The 16,417-nt window shown below is 35.8% G+C and carries 12 protein-coding genes; 2 read left to right on the forward strand and 10 right to left on the reverse strand.

What is annotated here, in order from left to right; all coding sequences use genetic code 11:
- Nucleotides 1-48: 48 nt before the first annotated feature.
- On the reverse strand, nt 49-1,584 hold the full coding sequence (locus CEF18_RS14670; protein ID WP_110937152.1) for a glycoside hydrolase family 43 protein: 1,536 nt from the start codon (nt 1,582-1,584) through the stop codon (nt 49-51).
- Between the two features lie 222 nt (nt 1,585-1,806).
- Here CEF18_RS14670 and CEF18_RS14675 point away from each other — a divergent pair, with 222 nt between their 5' ends.
- Nucleotides 1,807-3,048, forward strand: a complete 1,242-nt coding sequence (locus CEF18_RS14675; protein ID WP_110937153.1) for a helix-turn-helix domain-containing protein — start codon at nt 1,807-1,809, stop codon at nt 3,046-3,048.
- A 144-nt stretch (nt 3,049-3,192) separates the two neighbouring features.
- Here CEF18_RS14675 and CEF18_RS14680 read toward each other — a convergent pair whose 3' ends face one another.
- The 3 genes from CEF18_RS14680 to CEF18_RS14690 all read right to left on the reverse strand — a co-directional run bounded on the left by CEF18_RS14680 (nt 3,193) and on the right by CEF18_RS14690 (nt 6,955).
- On the reverse strand, nt 3,193-5,415 hold the full coding sequence (locus tag CEF18_RS14680) for a glycoside hydrolase family 2 protein (protein WP_110937154.1): 2,223 nt from the start codon (nt 5,413-5,415) through the stop codon (nt 3,193-3,195).
- A gap of 492 nt (nt 5,416-5,907) precedes the next feature.
- A complete protein-coding gene (locus tag CEF18_RS14685; protein ID WP_110937155.1) occupies nt 5,908-6,591 on the reverse strand; it encodes an LrgB family protein in 684 nt (227 codons plus the stop codon).
- Entirely contained in the window at nt 6,569-6,955 is a 387-nt protein-coding gene (locus tag CEF18_RS14690) for a CidA/LrgA family protein (protein WP_110937156.1), read from the reverse strand. Before CEF18_RS14690 ends, CEF18_RS14685 begins: the two co-directional genes overlap by 23 nt.
- 317 nt (nt 6,956-7,272) lie before the next feature.
- On the opposite strand from CEF18_RS14690, the gene CEF18_RS14695 reads away from it, so the two are divergent.
- On the forward strand, nt 7,273-8,163 hold the full coding sequence (locus CEF18_RS14695; RefSeq protein WP_110937157.1) for a LysR family transcriptional regulator: 891 nt from the start codon (nt 7,273-7,275) through the stop codon (nt 8,161-8,163).
- Nucleotides 8,164-8,711: 548 nt separating this feature from the next.
- Here CEF18_RS14695 and CEF18_RS14700 read toward each other — a convergent pair.
- The 6 genes from CEF18_RS14700 to CEF18_RS14725 form a co-directional block, all read right to left on the reverse strand.
- On the reverse strand, nt 8,712-10,172 hold the full coding sequence (locus CEF18_RS14700) for an MFS transporter (protein ID WP_110937158.1): 1,461 nt from the start codon (nt 10,170-10,172) through the stop codon (nt 8,712-8,714).
- A 412-nt stretch (nt 10,173-10,584) separates the two neighbouring features.
- Nucleotides 10,585-11,055, reverse strand: a complete 471-nt coding sequence (locus tag CEF18_RS14705) for a hypothetical protein (RefSeq protein ID WP_110937159.1) — start codon at nt 11,053-11,055, stop codon at nt 10,585-10,587.
- Between the two features lie 159 nt (nt 11,056-11,214).
- On the reverse strand, nt 11,215-12,213 hold the full coding sequence (locus CEF18_RS14710) for a D-2-hydroxyacid dehydrogenase (protein ID WP_110937160.1): 999 nt from the start codon (nt 12,211-12,213) through the stop codon (nt 11,215-11,217).
- Nucleotides 12,214-12,356: 143 nt separating this feature from the next.
- A complete protein-coding gene (locus CEF18_RS14715) occupies nt 12,357-13,511 on the reverse strand; it encodes a glycerate kinase (protein WP_110937161.1) in 1,155 nt (384 codons plus the stop codon).
- A gap of 150 nt (nt 13,512-13,661) precedes the next feature.
- Nucleotides 13,662-14,816 (reverse strand): CdaR family transcriptional regulator, encoded by a 1,155-nt coding sequence (locus tag CEF18_RS14720; protein WP_110937162.1) that lies wholly within the window; start codon nt 14,814-14,816, stop codon nt 13,662-13,664.
- A 241-nt stretch (nt 14,817-15,057) separates the two neighbouring features.
- Nucleotides 15,058-16,257, reverse strand: a complete 1,200-nt coding sequence (locus CEF18_RS14725) for an MFS transporter (protein WP_110937163.1) — start codon at nt 16,255-16,257, stop codon at nt 15,058-15,060.
- Nucleotides 16,258-16,417 lie beyond the last annotated feature (160 nt).

A 16,417-nucleotide genomic window follows, 5' to 3' on the forward strand; every position in this document is an offset into this window, starting at 1 on the left:
CTAACAAAGATTATTATTACTAGGATTAATTGTTTTCTATCCTTACTTTTATTCTTGGCCAGGCACATATTGGAAGTAATCAAAATGAGCAGGTGCAGTTGAACATTTGCCATTTCCTGTTGCATACAAGCCGAAGTATAACCCGGTAAATCCACCCGCGATCTGAGTAGAAAGTAAAGATGTCTCTCCAGATCCAATAACTTTCTCTTCACCTGTTGGTGTAGCATAACTGAAAGTAAAGCTAGTGTCTGTTGCTTTTATTTTTAAAACTACACTTGGTTCATCATACAGAATTTCCTTTACTACCTTCCATAGACTTCCAACACGACAGCGAAATAAGATAATAGTTTGGCCTTTTTGTATCATTTTTGCTATATCATAATGATAATTTTCATTCATAAATACAGTTAGTCCAGCTTCCTCTCCCTCTTCGGTCGGAGAAAACTCCATTAGCGTTGAAACTTCACAGTTAAAGTGTTGCTGCCTGCGACCAACAAAGGTTGGTGATTCTAAATCATTTAACGTACAAGACTGGCCATAAAGTGTTAAAAACCCTTGTTGTTCTGTCAGTGACCAGGAACTTTCTAGTGGATTACGGTAGAAGTTCCATACCGTTGCCAATGATTCACAATTGAAATCATCCCTCTCTAGCCATGGTGTGGGTTCGTTAACTAAAAGTAATTTTGCATCGTGTTCCACTTTAGCCCTACCATTTTCACCAATAACCGGCCACCCTTCCTCTGACCACTCAACCGCTGCAAGGTTTGTCTCTCGACCTAGATGGTGAACCTTTGTACTTTTCACTGGTCGGAAACCTAAAAAGACAGCCCACCATGTACCATCGGATGCTTGTATTAGATCAGCATGTCCTGTTGCTTGAATTGGTAGCTTCGTGCTGCGATTAGAAAGAATTGGGTTATGAGGATTACTTTCAAATGGACCGTAGGGTTTCCTGCTTCTAGCGATAGTTACCATATGTCCATACTCTGTTCCACCTTCAGCAACTAATAAGTAATACCAATCATTGATTTTATATAAGTGGGGACCTTCTGGTGAACTACCACCTGTCCCTTCCCAAACAAACTGACTTTCACTTATCATTTTCCCCGAATCAATATCCAACTCTGCTTGAAATATCCCTTCAGGTCCAGCACCTGGAAAGCTTGCACCAGTAATATATACTTTGTCATTGTCATCAAAGAATAAAGATGGATCATAGCCTCTAAATCCATCAATAAAGATTGGATCAGACCACGGACCCTCTGGATGTTCTGCCCACACATAAAAAGTCTTTCTAATCGTAATATTCGTTGTAATAACATAAAATCGACCTTTATGATAACGAATAGTTGGAGCAAAGATACCTTGTGATGGAATAAATGAATGCTCACGTTTTAGAGGTAACTGGGCTTCACGCGTTAACACATGGCCAATCTGTTCCCAATTCACTAAATTTTTACTTTGGAAGATTGGAATTCCCGGAAAATATTCAAAAGAACTAGTTACTAAAAAAAAATTTTCACCTACTTTACAAATACTTGGATCTGGGTGAAACCCACTTATAACTGGATTCTTATATTTCATCCATTACAACTCCTTCCTATTGTTAAACTTTCATATTTTATTAGTTAGCATCATTGTTAGATTAAACGGTTACAGGAATATTCATATCACCTTTTTACTAATGTATAATCATTGTTAACTGTATCGTAACACTAGGTTAGAATTCATTATGGTAATTTGGTATTTTTTTTAGTATGATTTATAAAGAAGTAATAATACCGACACTTAAGGAGATGAATAATATTGGATGACGATATAGAAACGATAAAGAATAAATGTAATCTGGTTGCTAATACAATCCTTTTACCAGTTTTTTTCATCGCGCCTAATGGGAAGGTTATTTATGAGAATCTACAGAATCACACGTTGAATCCTCTTTATGAGAATCAAAAAGAGAAGTTTTTCAACCCATTGAACTTCCAATCGGATATAGAATTTGATTTTCCAGTCATTAAAAAATCAGCATTTTCTGAGAAATATATCATAATTAGTGTTAATCCAAAAAATGTATTTGAAGGAACGGTAATTATTGGCCCGACTCTATCTTTCCAATTAACGGAAGAAAGAATAAGTGGAATTATAAATGATTCAAAAGCATTTTTTTATAGAGAAAAAGTATATAACTATTATAAATCTTTACGAATTATTCAATCCGAACATTTAAAAAACATTTGTGTTATCCTTTTCCATTTGTTCAATCTACAGCTCATTTCTCCAAATTCAGTAATTCGCGAGAATGCTGATTTAACAAATGAAAAAATTGAAAAAGTAAACTTAGCTGTTTCTGAAAATTTACAAACTCAAGTATTTCATCACGACAGATTATTTGAAAAGAAAATTTTATATATTGTTAAAGAAGGTAAAGTAGATGAATTAAAAAAGCTTACCGTTTTAAAAGAAGAAGAGGCTGCTAGTATTTTATCTAAATCCAGTTATCTTCGATCCATAAAGAATCATATTATTACTCTTGTCACCTTGGTTTCTCGAGCATCCATTGAAGGAGGAGTACACGATGAGGTCGCTTTCAGCTTGCATGATAGCTTTATTCAACAACTGGAAGAATTGGATCGATTGGATGAAGTAAGAAGCATGGCAAAAGATGTTCTTTACACGTTTGCGGAAAAGGTAAAAGAGGTAAAAGATGAACGTTATTCTAAGACAATTACGCTTTGTAAAAATTATATTTATAAGCACATTTATGAAGAAATCAGCCATGATGATATAGCAAATAAGGTTCAATTAAGCCCGAAATATTTGTCTGTTCTGTTTAAAAAAGAAGTTGCCATGACTGTAAGTGATTATATTCAACAAACAAAAATGGACGAGGCAAAGAAGTTACTTGCGTACAGTAAAACACCAATATCTGAAATTGGTTCTCTACTAAATTATAATGACCAAAGTTATTTCACAAAGGTGTTCAAAAAAGTTGTTGGTACAACTCCAAAACAATATAGAGAACGACACCACTTGTTAAAGCAAAAATAGTCCTACAACTCGTACTTTAGGATAAATCCCCGAACTAATGAATATTTCTACCTACCTTAATAACACCAAGAAGGCATAGAATAAATCTCTATGCCTTTTTATTTACTTGATTATAATTCTCAATTTTTTTGTTGCAAACCCAAACTAGTCATTTACTTTCTTGATTTTATTTAAAGCCTTGTTAATTTCTACTGTCATTGACTTAGGTATAGATCCCCCTGCTTGTTTAATCAGAGCTTCAGCAGTCATGGCATTCATTACTTTAGCCATGGATTTGGATTGTTTAACATTTTTTGCAACATCTCCACGCTTAGATTTTACATAAGTCATCATATCATCTAAGATTTTGTTTCCTTCAGGGTCTTTTCGTATATCCGCCATGACATCCTGAATAGAATAATATCCCTCGGGATTGTTCATTTCTGGGTCATCAAACCAATTTATAACTTCTCGTCCTTCTAATTGATAATCCTTATTCGGTTCTGATACTTTACATATAGTGATTTCATCTGAATAAGTACCAGCTTTTACTTCAATTCTATGCTCGCCCTTAAGTTTCAGTTTGAATGTAAATACTTTATTACCACTTTGCTTTTCTACTAGTTCGCCGTTACTATATAATTCAACAGAATCTTCATTTGAATAGATCTTAACTTCTGTTTCTTCTTCGTGACGCTCTACATATTTTCTTCCACATAAATGTACAAAAGGTTCATTACTCCAATATGCCTTATAAAGATAGAACGCATCCTTTTTATATTTTCTATCGAAAGTAACTAGTCCCTTCTGATTTATACCGTTCTCTCCACCTTCATCGCGACCATCTGCAGCGAAGTCAAACATATTCCATACATGTGTTGCCCAAAGGTAAGGACGTTCTCTAAACATATTCAACATATGCTCATGATAGACACTCTGGTATTGTTCTGTATAATCACCTCGCTCAGGAGTTTCAGTTTGTAATCTAGGATTAGCATCCGCACCATATTCAGCTAAACCAATTACTTTATCCGGGTATTTTTTATGGAAGTCATCAAAGAAAGTATCATTATCAGTTAATTCTCCTAAATACCAACCATAGTAGAGGTTATAGGACATAATATCAGGCAAAAATACTAAAGGTTCATCAATTTCAAGCATGAAAGCGTGAGCCATAGTTGTTGGTCTAGTATTGTCCAAGCTATGAGCCAAATCATTTAATGTCTTATGATTCTCCATTAAATCATCAGTTACACCAGTAACACTTATTTCATTCGATAATCCCCAACAAAAGATCGATGGATGATTAATATTCTGTACTATTAATTCTGTCAACTGAGTAATTGTATTCTCTCTTCCATTGGGCATATGTTCCGTGATATAAGGTATTTCAGCCCATACTATCATTCCATATTCATCACACAAATCATAAAAATACTGATCATGCTGATAATGGGCTAGGCGTATAGTATTTGCCCCTATTTCCTTTATAATTTCCATATCCTCCATCATCATTTCTTTAGTAATAGCGTTTCCGACTCCTATTCTATCTTGGTGGCGTGAAACACCTCTAAGAGGATAAGGTCTGCCATTTAAAGTAAATCCTTTATCTTTGTCAAAAGAAAAGGTTCTGCAACCAAAACGGCTATCAATCCGGTCAACTACATTACCCTCTTTTAGAAGTTCTGCTTTTGCTTCATATAAATATGGGTCTTCCACTCCATCCCATAAATGAACTTCTGAAATTTTTATATTACCAGAAGCAACTCCGTCTACAACAGGTACTTCTAAATCACCCACACCCTCGATTGAATAACGAACAGCTTTAGCATCTCCAGTAATAAATGATTTTAAATTTACTACTGCAGTTCTTTCATTAATTTCAGAAGTAATTTGTAGACCGCTTCCTCCATAATAATCCATATCAAAATGACTATCAGATACAATTACCATGTACACATCGCGATATGCCCCACCGTAGAAGGTGAAATCGGCCTTCTGAGGATACACCCTATCATTAGGTCCATTGTCGACCGAAACTACCAACTCATTTTCTTCTTCCAAGGCATCTGTTATGTTTACTCTAAAAGTTGAATAACCTCCATCATGTGTAGATAGTTTAGTATTATTCATCCATACTTCTGCTGTAGAGTTTGCTCCTCGAAATTCCAAATATACCTGATCACTAGAATATAATTCCGGTTTTTGAAATGTCTTTCCATACCAGCAGGTTCCTCTGTAATAATCATTGCCTCCATCTTGTCCATCAATGGCGTTCCATGTATGGGGAATATTAATTTTTTCGCCTTGTGCTACAAATACTTTCTCTGCACCAACATTTTCTTTTACAAATTTCCAATCATCATTGATTAATATTGTTTTTCTCATCATAACCCTCCTACTTCCTATGCATTCTTTTTATATAGTATTTATTTTGAATATGGTGTAATAACTCAATTACATCATATCTACTACTAATTGCATCTATAATACATAATTGATCTAGTGCTGTTAATAGTATTCCTCGGTTAAATTCTGTCTTATAACATATTTATTTTCTCTAGAATCAGCGTATAATCCAGAATTAACTAGTGTTTTCTTTTGTCCTCTATTCTTTATTTATCCGCTTTCATAGTATTGTATCATTCATTTTTCTATCAATATGGTAATTTCGTACTTTTTTTAGTAATATAAAAGTACGATTCTAATCAATTTCAGCACAACTATCTACCATTGCTTACAAACCGTTGCAAATACTAAAAAGCATACTGTATCCATCTTCGGTTCCCCCGTTTAAAAAGATAGTCTTGTAACTAATAGGCAAGGAGATAGCAAAGATCAGTATCTAGTATTAGATACTGATCTTTTATAATAATCACATTAATTAAATATATTATATATAAGTGGAAGAACAATAGATGTAAGGATTGCAGCAGCACCCATTGCAACACTAGACACAGCTCCTTGTAATTTCCCTTCTACTACTGCTTGACTTGTACCAATACCGTGTGAAACGGTTCCCATCCCTAAGCCACGTGAGATTGGATCGTGAATCTTACATAATGTTAAACACAGCGGTCCAAAGGCAGCCCCAAAAATTCCAGCAGTAATGACAAGTACAGCGGCTAATGAAGGGTCTCCGCCAATTAAAGTTACGACCTCAAGTGCAACTGGGATCGTAACTGCTTTAACAGCAGAAGTTGCCTGTATCATTTCAGAAAGATTGAGTAGCTTTGAGATATATACAGCGGAAGCTATAGTAGCAATGCTTCCTACCGTTAAACTTCCTAAAACCTGTACTGCGTTTTCCTTGATCACAACTCTGTTTTTGTACATAGGAACTGCAAGCGCAACTGTTCCTGGACCCAAAAAATAAGTTATCCAATCTTTTGCCGGTGCATATTGCTCATAATTAATATCTGCTATTATTAAAATGATAATGATTACGATTGTTGCTAACAAAACTGGCGTAGTAAAAGGGTTAGAGACGTGTTTATATAATAACCTTGCGCCAAAATATATTAGTATCGTTATAATAATATTACTGAGAGTCAGACTGAACATGTTTTTGTTTCTCCTTAGAAGATAAATATTGTGTCATTCCTGAAGTTATAATTAAGCCAATAATTGTACTTCCAACAATCATAACAAGCAACTTCCACCCACTAGTTTTTATTAGATCACCATAAGTCATTATACCTACAGCGTAAGGGATAAAGAATAATGCTAAATGTTTAATTAGATACTCTGCTGCCTTTTCAATATAGTTTAATTTTACAATCCCCAATGTTAAGCTTACGAATAATAGAATCATTCCAAGGACATTACCAGGTATAAACAGATTTGTGTACTTTACTATGAAATTAGAAGCAGAAAAAATGGCAATCAGGAAAAGGACTTGTAATAAAAAGATAACTGCATTTCTCAAGTATTTCACCCTCCTTTTATTGATGATATTAATGAAGATTAATAAATCATCATTGATAGATCTCGTTAATAGTGAACTTTTGTGAAATCTTTATAGCTACTCCAGCCTTTGTACTTTAATTCTTACTAATTCAACAGCTTTTTCGTTAAACACAACAAGTGATGAAAAATTTTTCTTTACTAGATATTTCTTATAAATATATTATATAATATAAACAATAATTCATATAATACATATTTCTTATCTTAGTTATTCTTTTTGGTTATATCTATAATCGCAGTCTATCCTTACAACTATGTTATGAAAGGGAGTTTTTTATGGATATCAGACACTTAGCTTATTTTTCTGAAGTTGCCAAACATTTGAGTTTCACAAAAGCAGCAACTACTTTACATGTTTCTCAACCTTCTATCAGTAAAGCTATCAAGCAAATTGAATCAGAACTTGGTGTCCCCTTGTTTTATCGTTCAAAACAATTGGAGTTAACGGATGCTGGAAAAGCAGTGTTAGTTAATGCTAAGCATGTACTAGAGGCTTTTCAGAACCTAACGACGGAACTAACGGATATTCTTGAATTAAAAAAGGGAGTGGTTAAGATTGGTATTCCACCAATAGTTGGACCAGCCTTTTTTTCTAAATTAATAAGTAAATACAAAGAAATGTACCCGTATATTGAAATTATCTTAACAGAAGTTGGATCAAAAAAAATAAAAGAAGGCATTAATGACGGTTCTTTAGATATAGGACTAATTTGTAATTTACCAGTCAACAATGATAAATTCTCAATAATGAAGGTTATTCATGATCCATTAATGCTTGTTGTTCATAAGCAAAATCCATTAGCAAATTATAAAGAAGTTGATCTATCCGATCTTAAAAACGAACATTTCATTTTATATCAAAAAGATTTTACCCTTCACGACCACATTATCGAGGAATGTGCCAGTAAAGGTTATTATCCTAAAATCGTATGTAACAGTTCACAAAAGGACTTTATGGTGGAGATGGTGGCAGCTAAACTAGGTATTGCTCTTTTACCTAGTAGAATTGCTGTTCCCATCCAGAATAGTAACATTGCTGCAGTTAATTTAATCGACTCAAATATTAGTTTAGAACTCGGTTTAATTTGGCGAAAAGATAAATACCTACCTTTTGCAGTCCGTGAATTAATTTCCATGTCAGAGGAGCTTTTCGAGGATTCAATTTGAGGGGGGTATCCCCCAGACCCAATATTCGGGTTCGTGTATCGAGGTTCACTAAGTTATCGACGTACCTATCGATCTATTTCTTGAACATAGATTAGGTCTCATGAGACCTAATCTCTCGCATCTCTCCTTGGTTGGTTACGGAACCCTAGAAACCTCCGTTTTGTGGTCTTCCGATTTCGCTTTCTCATTCTTAACCATCAGCTTTAGTTCTTGTCAAGAATTTTTTAATGACCTTTAAATACCCTTTCCTTGTCGCGGACTTTTCGGCTCTTAGATGTTAAAAATGCTGGACACAAAAAGAAAAGTAAGAACAAATTCTTGTTCTTACTTTTCACAATTGAATATTATACTTATTAAACAGTTTTTACAAATCAGACTACTATGATCTTCAATATCTTGTCCATCAACTAAAATCACGATTCAGTAAAGTGTAATCGCTTTCAAATATCGAATGGGATTTACCGTTACACTGGCTTTCAAATCCTGTTAGTAAAATGAATGTCTTCCAGCAGGAATTCAATTTTCTTTTTCTGTGAAGAACCTACTGATTAACCACTGATCTTTTTGCTAGCCTTTGCTGCCGCATCAGCAGCTTCTCGATACTTCCAATTGTTTTGCTGAACCTCAACCATCTTCTCTTTATCTAATGGATAAAACTTCAGCGCTATTAAGGATAAAATATACCCAATAATTGGTAAACCCATCCACAAGAACATCCCTATCCAAAAGACCCCTAATGTTGATGGATCTCCAGGCTGTGGCTGCACTGCGACATAACCAATTGATGCAATGGAGACGGCAACGATGGTTGCTCCAAAAGATGAGATCGTTTTATCTAAAAAAGCATAGACTGCAGACACTGTTCCTGGCATATAGGTGCCGGACTTTTCAAGCTCATAGTCTGCAACATCCGGTATCATAGCTTGTGTACAAGCTGCTGTTGCTATCATGCATGCATGGAACCCGGAAACAAGTATTACAAAAATAACTGTTGGAACAGCTGCTACACTGATTTGTGTCGGATCGATGAGGACCATGAAAACAATTACAGCTACAGCGAAGCTCATAGAGATAGTCGTCCATTTAATTAGGGTTTTCTTTGTACCGTTTTTACCAGCCATATGGGTAGCATAGAACAGAACCAACAGAGTCGGTATTACATCGATCAGTTTGAAGATACCCATAAACTCATAATGTCCAATGATAATACCAAAAATTATAGTCAGAATTGCAGCCTGCCCTGCAGCTTGTTGTGCAAGTTTGTCACTGGATCCCGCAATGATTAAAACCTGTAACCCCCGGTTATGCCTTATTAAATGCCAGGCATCTTTATAATTGATACGTTTTCCACTGGCTTTTTTAGGGAAATTTTCTGGTTTATCTTTTTCACTGATTGCAATAAAAGCTAAAATTTCTAAAACAACAGATACTACTACAATAGCAATAGTCAGTTCCTGCAAAGCCGCATTAGTAATGCCTCCATGTTTACTAAACAATATATTTGAGAGAAAAAAGCCTGCTGAAGCACCAAGAATTGTTGTATATGTCATTGCCCATCGATAAATCGTTGGACGTTGTCGGGGATCGTTTGTCAGAACTGTATTACCAGTGTTGGTTGCAATACCACTCATCGTAGAACCAATAAAATAAACCATGTACATAATGATAAAAAATAACATCCCTTGACCGACACCCCATACAAATAAAGATATTACGGCTAAAATTTGAATGGTAAAACCGGTCACCATAACAATTCGAATTTTCCCGTATTTGGTATCCAGTCGGTCAGTTAGTATGGCTATTATTGGATCAGTAATTCCATCAAAGATTCTGGAATAGGTCATGATCACACCTGCCATTGCTACTCCGAGTCCGTATCCTCCTACAGCAATGTAGCTAGTAAACATAATTAATACGTACATAAGATTGTTAATAGTCGTGTTTGCAGGCCAAAGCATAATCTGCCAAGTTTTTGCGCGATTGTATTGCATCGCTGTACTCTCGTTCATAGCAAATACCCCCTATCATTTTATCTTTTAACATTTGATTTACTTTATTGTTCAAATGTTATTACTGATAATCCTTACACACGGTCATATCAACAAAGTAATTATTCCTTTAAGGTTCGGTATTTGGACAAGGGAAAAAGGACCTTCCCTCATAAAGTATTTTTCTATCATTTCATACGTAATTTTTAGATTTGGTACATGATAGAACGAGATCTTCATAGTCTTGAAGCACATCCAAATTAATATTCAGAAATCCCCTTTCATATTTATAATCAACTTTACGTCCCCTCAAGGTTTCAATATTTTCGCTTTCTGTCACACCTTCTAGAGAGCCCACCTTTCAATGTTCGTGCGCGTAGGTGCAAAAGGGCATAATCTAAAGATAGATTATGCCCCTTGATTCACTCTGTACTTAATTTGGATTCGTTGTTAGTGTTATAACCACATCTTTTTTACCATCAAAGGTTTTATATTCAAATGCATAGAATCCGTCATCACCTTTTACCACTTCCCAGGAAGTGCTATCTCTATCATTTAGGTCAAGACTAATCGTACTCTCGTCCTCACTCATAGACCATGAACCATCAAACACAGTCTCTCTTTTTGCATATAAAACCGTCCCAATAACTGTACCATCATCATAAAGGTCAAGCGTTGGTTCCATTAGACCGTACTCAGCTACTCCCTTACCTGTAAAAACTATTTCAGGTTCACCTTCTGGAACAACAATTTCTTTTTCTTCTGAAGAATTTGAATTTTCATTTGATTCGTTCGCACTTCCATTAGCACTTTCATTAGCACTTTCACCACCACATGCTGCGAGTACTAAAACTAAACTTAAAACAACCATTAACACTCCAATACTTCTGCTAAACATTTTCATTGAAATACCTCCCATAAATAATATATTATTAGTTTTATTTGCAAAACATCCGGTATTATTGACCAACTGAATGATTTGTTTTACCTTTTTTCTACAGATATTAACTTCTACCAATGTTTCATCTTATCTTCTTTCTTTTCCTAATTTAGCAGTGGGTTATCAGCTCTTGACTTTGCCTTTTGTGTAAACCCCACTTTGTGTAAGGCGGTTGATGAAACCGCTACCTTTTCGATAGGCTTCGATATTCTGAAAAACATAATCCAGTGCACGCTCTTCCCTATCCGGCAGACTTGGCGTAATATGTGGTGTAATGAGAACATTCTCCAATTCCCAAAGCGGGTTTTCCTTAGGGAGCGGTTCTACTTCAAAGGTATCTAAGCCCGCACCAGCAATCTTTCCGTTCTGCAAAGCCTCAATCATCACCGGTTCATCAATGAGTTCCCCTCGACCCATGTTGACTACAAATGCTGACGGCTTCATCCAGTCAAATTCTTTCTCACCCAACATGTGCCAAGTATGATCGTTTAGTTCCGCGCACAAAACAACATAATCAGAAGCTTCCAGAAGTGACTGAAGGCTATCCTGACGGTCAGAGGAGTACACGACGTCGACATTCTCAGGTACCTCAGAAGACCGCCTCCATCCAAGTACCTTCATGTCAAACGATTTTGCAAACCTTGCCACCTCACACCCTGTCTTTCCCAGACCAAGGATACCGATCGTCTTACCGTACATACCGGTTTTTAAGGAGTACTCTCGTGTTGCAGCCCACCGTTTCTCTGCTTTTGCTTTCATAAGCAATGGGATATCATAGGTCAATCCAAGCATGAACATCAGTGCATGTTCTGCAAGAGCAGGGGCAGAACGCCCTGATGAACTTGTAAGTATAATCCCCCGCTCAAAAATTTCAGGTTTGGCGGATTTGTCCAAACCTGCCCGACTGCAGTGGATCCAACGCAAATTAGGTCCAGTGAGGATTAACTCATCCACATCACTATTTAGAATTGCAACATCCGCTTTCTGGATGGCCTTGGCTATAATCTCTGTATCATACGGTGTACAAAACACCACCTCAGCAGGTTCAAGCGCCTTGCGAAGCTTTTCCTGATTTTCTGGTTTTAGAAAAGTAGTTACAAGTGCAGAATGGATTTCTGGCATAAAAAATTACCTCCTTATTATTTGACCTTATCATCACGTGAAACTTTTGGGCTTTGAACTGCACAGCAAGCTTATTCACTGCAGTAAAACTAGTGGCTGGCAGAGAAAGATCCAAACGGATATTGTCAGCAGTTCTTTCATGTCTATAGAACTTTTTGTCGTGCTCGTTCTTCACTAATCTCTTTCAGCAAACCAGCAATGTTTCTAGCCTCATTCGCTAAAAGCGTTTCTGCATTCTTCATACATTCTACTAATGTCATTGGACCAACAGTGATGGAATGACAGCTCATGAAGTGGCCATACAAATCTTCATAACCTTTCCCAAGACTCCCAGATAGAAGAATGGTCTTGACCTCTGCTTCTTTTGCAAGCTTTGCTACAAAGGAAGGCACTTTTCCAAACAATGTCTGGTAATCACTTTGTCCTTCACCTGTTATTGCAAAATCAGCATCTTTCATCTTATTTTTTAAATTTGTCGCATCCGCTATGATTTTGGAACCAGATTCAATCTTTGCATTTAATAATAGAAATGCAAATCCAAGTCCACCAGCTGACCCTGCACCAGGGTTTTTTTGAAGATTAATGCCTAGATGATCTTCTATCAAACTTGCATATCGATACATTGCCTGGTCATACTCTTCCAAATCCTCTTCCCTCACACCTTTTTGTGGTCCGAATATATATGTTGCACCATTTTTTCCACATAAAGGACTATCAACATCACTTGCAATGGTAAAACGACAATCATGAATAATTGGATCCAATGTTGTAAAATTAACTTTTTCCACATTGTAAATCGATTCACCTAAAGGAGGAACCTCTTTATTATTTCCATCTAAGAATTGAACACCCAGTGCTTGAAGCATGCCTAGACCTCCATCATTTGTGGAGCTTCCACCAAGGCAAATAATAAATTCACGGTATCCATCATTGGCTGCTTTAAGAATCACATCCCCCATACCATAAGTAGATGTATTTAACGGATTCCGCTTATTAACTGGAACCATTGGCAACCCTGAAATAGCAGCAATTTCAGTAACAACTGTTTTCCCGTCTCCCAAGACACCATATTCCGTTGTCACATGTTCCATTAGCGGACCTGAAGAAGTAACTTGAAAACGCTTACCTTTTGTAGCATACACTAAAGTCTCAAGCGTCCCCTCACCCCCATCGGCCATCGGGGTCATTTCGACTTGAACATCTGGAATTTCATTTTTAAGCGCTTCTTGAATAATATTTCCAACCTGTAAAGCGGTCAAACTCCCTTTAAAAGAGTCAGGCGCAACGACTATTTTCATTCTCCCACCTTTTTCTGAATATTTTTTACTACAGCTTCATTAAACCATAAAAAGGCACCTTGAAACATTGGTAAATTAACCGATAAAAATCAGAATATTTTTGTAACAATTGGGCAATTGCACATATCATAATTATTTCTAGCTATCTAGCTATTGATCAACTAGCTGTTCAATCGTTATTAAAAAGTGAAGGATCATTAAATCTTGAAAAATTTTTGGATCTAATCCTGTCTGCTTTGCAATTGTATCCAGTCTATAAATGAGCGTGTTTCGATGAATATGTAATTTATCAGCTGTTATTTTCATATTTAAATCCGATATTATTAAGTGTTCTAATGTGTGCTTTTGCTCCTTAGTAAGTTTCTCAACGTTCGTTAAATATTGGGCGTAGAAGATTTTTAATACGTCATATGGGACATGATTAATTAAACTTTTTATTCCCCATTCTGAAATATGAGCAATATTCTCCTTCATTGGAAACCTATTTAGTAACTGTAAACTATTATTTGCTTCTAGATATGAGTTGCGATACCCCCCAATATTGCTATATCCGTTTCCAACTCCAATATTCATTTTTGCTTTATTAGAAGGAAATAGATTTCTTATTGATTTTGCGACAGTGAGATAACTATTTTGTTTCATTAAATGAACTGCAACTAGACAACAGCTGCCATCTATAAACGCAGAAAAAACGATATTCGTAATAGAATCTTTTATTTTTTTTATTCGCTCTTCTCTTAGATATTGACATCTCATATTGACTTCAAGATCCGTACTAACAACATTTAAATCATCAAACTTCACAAGAAAGATGGTTAACTCTTGTTGAAGCTTAATATTTAAGTAATGAATCGCATCCGATTTTAATTTTTCAATATCTACTATTGTTGGATGAACGAGATCCATGACCCAATTGTCTACAATTTTATTTTGATATTGTAACTGGTTATTTAGTTCAATCTGACTAATCATTACTTCGACTGTCACTTTTAGTATTTGTGCAAATTTCCAAACATCTTCTGGATGACCGGTAATCCCAATGACACCAATGATTTTGTTTCGATACTCCACAGGCAAATTAACACCAGATTTAGAACCTAGGTATTTATGCTCATCTTCAGGATAAATAACAATCTCCTTCTTTGTCATAATTACCTGTAATGCTCCCTGATGGATTTCTAGTATGCGGTTACTATCTCTGCTTGCTACAATTATTCCATCCTCATTCATAATATTAATATTATAATCAACTAACTTTTTTAGCTTATTAATTATCGGATAGGCTAACTCTGAAGTGATAATCATTTATATATCCCTCTTTTTAAAGTTTTTAGAAGTTGAAGTAGATAGAGAAACCAGTGACTAAAAAGTCTAACACAAGCAACTATTCTATTGGTTTGTTGACATTACAGCCCATGATTAAGTCCTATGTTTCTAAATTATTATAAAGAAATTGGAATTACTGTAAGTAATTCCAGAAATGGAATAGAAGCAGGAAACCCTATCGCTCTCCTGATTCTATCTCTATTAATTGAATATATCACAATTACGCCTGTTGTTTTTTATCAATGTTCTTCGGAACAATAGTTTGTTTTGGTCCCAAAATGTGCTGTCTTAACGATAGAATGAAAAAAGTAACTGCTGTAAGCAATATACCTATGGTCAAAAATTGATACGTAAATTCAATCGTTATATTACCAAACAAAACACCTATTCCGTCCAATATGATAGGTGATAAAAACTGGCCTACAAATATCATACTCGTGACAATGGCCATTGCATGCACAATTTGTGATGGAGCTACTTGACGTGAGACTTGATCCATTATACCAGGCAAAATAATACCAAGTCCGAAACCACATATACCAACTCCTACACCCATTAATAATGGGTCATGTGCTAAGCTAATAATGCCAAATCCAGTTGCTACCCCAAATAATATTGCGGCAACTAAATAGGATTGTAAGAGTCTTTTCACTTGTGCTATAACCAACCCTGCGACAAACCCTGCTGCTGTCGAAGTGGCTGCAATCAAACCAGCATACCGTGCATCGCCAATCTCTTTTTCAACCATGTATAAAGCTATGTTTGATTGAATCGAGAACATCACCAAAACTACCATTAGTGCTCCTAGTCCATACACATATACGCTTCCCGGTAACCTCAGTCGAACAGCATCAGGGGAACGTTTAACTGGATTTACTTTGGGTAAAAATAAATAGACAAGAATTATGGAAACAACCGCAAGTGAATATACACTAAAGACAACTCTCCAGCTTTGCGATGCCAAAAAGCCAGATGCAGTAAACAGGATGACACCTCCAAGGTTTGTGGACGCCATCACTTGTCCCATGGTCTTTGTTCTCTCCTCACCATCAAAAAAATCCGGGACTAGTGAAGTCGATATTGGTAACATACACCCAACACCAATTCCTAATATCGCACGGCAAACTAACATCATTTCAATGCTTGATACTAGCCCACCACCGACACCACCAATTATATAGATAACCATTCCAACTAACAGAATATTTTTCTTGGAAAAACGACTCGTTAAATAACTAGCCACAAAAATGAAAGGTATAATCATAACCGATGGTAAAGTTAACAAGAGTTTAATCGTTGTTTCACTAGCATCCGGAAAGGATTGAGATATTTCTCCTAGAGCAGGAGATATTGCAGCACCTGCCATAATGGTTAGAATAGATATTGAAAATATGGCCATTTTTAATAAGTTTTTATTCATCTTCTCCCTACTCCCTAAGATCTTTCATCTTTTCCATAATTTTTTTAAGTGAATCTATATTGTTCCACTAGTTACATACGATTCTTCAAACTCAGGTACAAACGTTACTGAAAAAAAACAATCAGACTGTTCATATCCTGACTGTTTCTATTACCTTCTA

It is taken from the genome of Salipaludibacillus neizhouensis (genome assembly GCF_002886185.1).
GTDB classification, from domain to species: domain Bacteria; phylum Bacillota; class Bacilli; order Bacillales; family Salisediminibacteriaceae; genus Salipaludibacillus; species Salipaludibacillus neizhouensis.

Coding starts and splice junctions, on each gene's coding strand:
- CEF18_RS14670 (WP_110937152.1), bottom strand. CDS start 1,584: ATGAAATATAAGAATCCAGTTATAAGTGGGTTTCACCCAGATCCAAGT.
- CEF18_RS14680 (WP_110937154.1), bottom strand. CDS start 5,415: ATGAGAAAAACAATATTAATCAATGATGATTGGAAATTTGTAAAAGAA.
- CEF18_RS14685 (WP_110937155.1), bottom strand. CDS start 6,591: ATGTTCAGTCTGACTCTCAGTAATATTATTATAACGATACTAATATAT.
- CEF18_RS14695 (WP_110937157.1), top strand. CDS start 7,273: ATGGATATCAGACACTTAGCTTATTTTTCTGAAGTTGCCAAACATTTG.
- CEF18_RS14700 (WP_110937158.1), bottom strand. CDS start 10,172: ATGAACGAGAGTACAGCGATGCAATACAATCGCGCAAAAACTTGGCAG.
- CEF18_RS14705 (WP_110937159.1), bottom strand. CDS start 11,055: ATGAAAATGTTTAGCAGAAGTATTGGAGTGTTAATGGTTGTTTTAAGT.
- CEF18_RS14710 (WP_110937160.1), bottom strand. CDS start 12,213: ATGCCAGAAATCCATTCTGCACTTGTAACTACTTTTCTAAAACCAGAA.
- CEF18_RS14715 (WP_110937161.1), bottom strand. CDS start 13,511: ATGAAAATAGTCGTTGCGCCTGACTCTTTTAAAGGGAGTTTGACCGCT.
- CEF18_RS14720 (WP_110937162.1), bottom strand. CDS start 14,816: ATGATTATCACTTCAGAGTTAGCCTATCCGATAATTAATAAGCTAAAA.
- CEF18_RS14725 (WP_110937163.1), bottom strand. CDS start 16,257: ATGAATAAAAACTTATTAAAAATGGCCATATTTTCAATATCTATTCTA.